The 3,102-nt window shown below is 59.9% G+C and carries 3 protein-coding genes; all 3 read left to right on the top strand.

The window, feature by feature from the left end; genetic code table 11:
• A partial coding sequence (locus tag C8N34_RS25680) for a site-specific integrase (protein WP_211317750.1) occupies positions 1–1,136 on the top strand: 1,136 nt, incomplete at its 5' end.
• Positions 1,133–2,077, top strand: a complete 945-nt coding sequence (locus C8N34_RS25675; RefSeq protein ID WP_036638455.1) for a tyrosine-type recombinase/integrase — start codon at positions 1,133–1,135, stop codon at positions 2,075–2,077. The genes C8N34_RS25680 and C8N34_RS25675, both read left to right, overlap by 4 nt.
• Positions 2,077–3,069, top strand: a complete 993-nt coding sequence (locus C8N34_RS25670; RefSeq protein ID WP_036638456.1) for a tyrosine-type recombinase/integrase — start codon at positions 2,077–2,079, stop codon at positions 3,067–3,069. Before C8N34_RS25675 ends, C8N34_RS25670 begins: the two co-directional genes overlap by 1 nt.
• Positions 3,070–3,102 lie beyond the last annotated feature (33 nt).

Raw genomic sequence — 3,102 nt, 5'->3', positions numbered from 1 at the left:
GGGCGCTGTCTAACTATCGCTTCCAGCTTCGACGGTTTGGCCGGGTTCTGGAGGCCCATGGTGTTGAGCCGACGTCATTGACGCTGGAAATCGCCGATCGCCATGCCCGGCAGGTTCCATTTGATCGAATGAACGCGGTCAGGATCCCGAACTTGGTCAGACGGTTCGTCCTCCACCTCATCAGCATCGGCGTTGCGATTCCGCCACCTGTATCTGCTGCCCAAATTGCAAAGGACAAGCTGCTGGATGACCTGGAAGGCTTCCTGCTCGGGCAACGCGGCCTGAGTCCGAGTTCAGTTTATCATGTCAAGCGATATGCCGTCCGCTTCTTGGACCACCGGTTTGGCGAAACAGTGCCTGACCCTTCGGCGATCAGGCACCAAGACATCGTTGCGTTCCTCGAACACATCCAGAAGGGGAAGGGTCTGTCGATGGCGCGGACGCCGGCATCCCATCTGCGCTGCTTCTTCCAGTACCTGTTTGCCCGGGGCCTGACCGTAACCAATCTGTCGTCGACTGTGCCGAAGGTACATCGCATCCAGAACAACCGACTTCCCAGGTATCTGCCGCCGACAGACATCGAGGCCATCCTTGAGTGGGTCCGGCGAGAGTCCAGCTATGGCGTTCGTGACTATGCCATGTTCCTGCTGATGGCCCGGCTCGGCCTGCGTGTGCCCGAAGTCATGGCGATAGAGATCGATGACATCGACTGGCGAGCGGGAGAGCTGCTCGTCCGAGGAAAGGGCAAACGGCGTGACCGTCTCCCGCTTCCGGAAGATGTCGGCGCCGCAATCAGCGCTTACCTGCGCGATGCCCGACCATCGACCGTAACGCGCGTTCTTTTTGTCAGGTCCTATGCCCCCTATCTCGGGTTCAAGGACAGCCGCATCGTCAGCAAAATCCTTGCCCGGGCCTGCGCAGCACTGAAGATCGAGATGCCTGCTCGGTATCTCGGATCGCATGTGCTTCGCCACAGCCTCGCAACTCGGATGGTTCGCTCTGGCGTAGCCCTGCACGAGGTGGGCGATGTTCTGCGCCACAAGTCGCGCGCGACGACGATGATCTATGCGAAGCTCGACATCGCAAACCTTCGTTCTGTTGCCCAACCTTGGCCCGCAGGGGAGGCAAAGCAATGACCCTGCACGCCGAGCTTGATCGATATCTCAATCTCCGCCGGATGTTTGGCGCCAAACTGAAAGCAGACGAGTTGCGCCTGCGCAGCTTTGCCACCTTCGTGGACAAAGCCGGAAAAGAGTTCGTCACAAAAGAGCTGCTGCTCGAATGGATGGATGGACTGCGACCTGCCAGTAGCGGGACCAAGGCCAGTAGGTTCAGCGCGGTCCGTCAATTTGCTCTATGGCTGCACGGTATGGATGATCGGCACGAAGATCCTCCACCGAGGGGGTTCGTGCCAGGACGAGTCAGTCGGTCCGCGCCGTACATCTACAGCGATACCGAACTCGCCCAGATCATCGGGGCGGCGCGGGAATTGCCGTCGATCTACGGGCTGCGCGGGCTGACCTGCGCGATGCTCTATGGTCTGATCGCTATCACGGGCATGCGCGTTGCAGAGGCCTTGGCGCTCGACACGGCAGACTTCGATGCCGAGAGGCAGTTGCTCCACATAAAGAACGGCAAGAATGGCAAGGAACGAATCCTTCCAATCGATCCGGATGTCGCGGTGAGACTGAAGAACTACTGTACCGAAAGGGATCGACTGCTCGAACGACACTCGGAACCGCTCTTCGTGAATTGCAAAGGCGAACGACCCGACTATTGCTGGGCGCGGGCAAACTTTGTTCGTGTCTGTCAGAGCATCGGCATGCGGGGTACATGGGCCAAGCCCATGCCCGGAAGGCCACCGCGCATCCACGATCTTCGGCACACCTTTGCCGTCCGGACGATCACAGGCTGGTATCGCGCCGGACATGATGCTGCGCGCGAAATGCACAAGCTGACGACCTACCTCGGGCATGAGGGGCCAAGGGACACCTACTGGTACCTTCAGGCCGTGCCCGAGCTTCTCGAACTGGCCTCGGCACGGATCGGCGAGAGTTCTGCGGCGGAGGAGTCGTAATGAGGACCGCGACATTCCCAGCCTTGCTGCAGCGCTTCTTCACAGATCGCTTGTGCGTCCAGATGGAAGCAAGCCGTCATACCATCGCATCGTATCGCGACACCTTCCGCCTGCTGATCCGCTATGCCGGAGCCCGCAGCGGCAAAGCCCCAACGAGGCTGGAAGTTGGCGATATCGATGCCGACATGGTGGCGAACTTCCTCATCCATGTCGAAGGGTCCCGCGGCAACGCTGTCCGGTCTCGAAATGCCCGGCTCGCGGCGATCCGGTCCTTCTTCCGGTATGTTGCGATGACGGAGCCAGTGTTGTTGCATCACTGCCAACGCATTCTGGCCATGCCGAACAAACGCCAAGAAAAAAGGGCGGTGACGTTCCTCGATGCCGACGAAATCGCGGCATTGCTCGGCTCGCCCGACCGCGCCACTTGGGTGGGGCGCAGGGATCACGCTTTGCTGCTGCTCGCTCTCCAAACTGGGCTGCGGGCTTCAGAGTTGGTCAATCTGAACTGCAACGACGTGGTCTTCGGGACCGGTGCCCATGTTAAATGTCTTGGGAAAGGCCGAAAAGACCGGCGGACGCCCTTACGCCGCGATACGGCCAGATTGATCGCGGGCTGGATCCGTGATCGCAAGGATAGCGAAGGTCCGCTGTTCCCCTCGATCCGCGGAGACCGTCTCAGTCGCGACGCACTTGAGCATCTGGTCCGAAAATACTGCGCCAAGGCGGCGCAGACCTGTCCAAGCCTTGAGGGGAAGCGCGTTACACCGCACACGCTCCGCCACAGCACCGCGATGGAACTATTGCATAGCGGTGTCGACCAAGCGGTCATCGCGCTTTGGCTCGGCCATGAATCCGTGGAAACCACCCAGATCTACATCCACGCGGATATGCGTCTAAAGGAAAATGCGCTCCGACAGGTGACTGCACCGGGGGTCAAATCCAGCCGATACCGACCAGACGATCAGCTGCTGGCCTTCCTCGAGTCGCTCTGAATATGCCGAATGACCGCATGGCCAAGGCCAACG

The organism is Gemmobacter caeni, assembly GCF_003054195.1.
Classification (GTDB): Bacteria; Pseudomonadota; Alphaproteobacteria; order Rhodobacterales; family Rhodobacteraceae; genus Gemmobacter; species Gemmobacter caeni.
The sequence above is the reverse complement of the archived record's forward strand: the minus strand, read 5'-3'. Positions and strand labels throughout refer to the sequence as shown.

Coding starts and splice junctions, on each gene's coding strand:
- C8N34_RS25675 (WP_036638455.1), top strand. CDS start 1,133: ATGACCCTGCACGCCGAGCTTGATCGATATCTCAATCTCCGCCGGATG.
- C8N34_RS25670 (WP_036638456.1), top strand. CDS start 2,077: ATGAGGACCGCGACATTCCCAGCCTTGCTGCAGCGCTTCTTCACAGAT.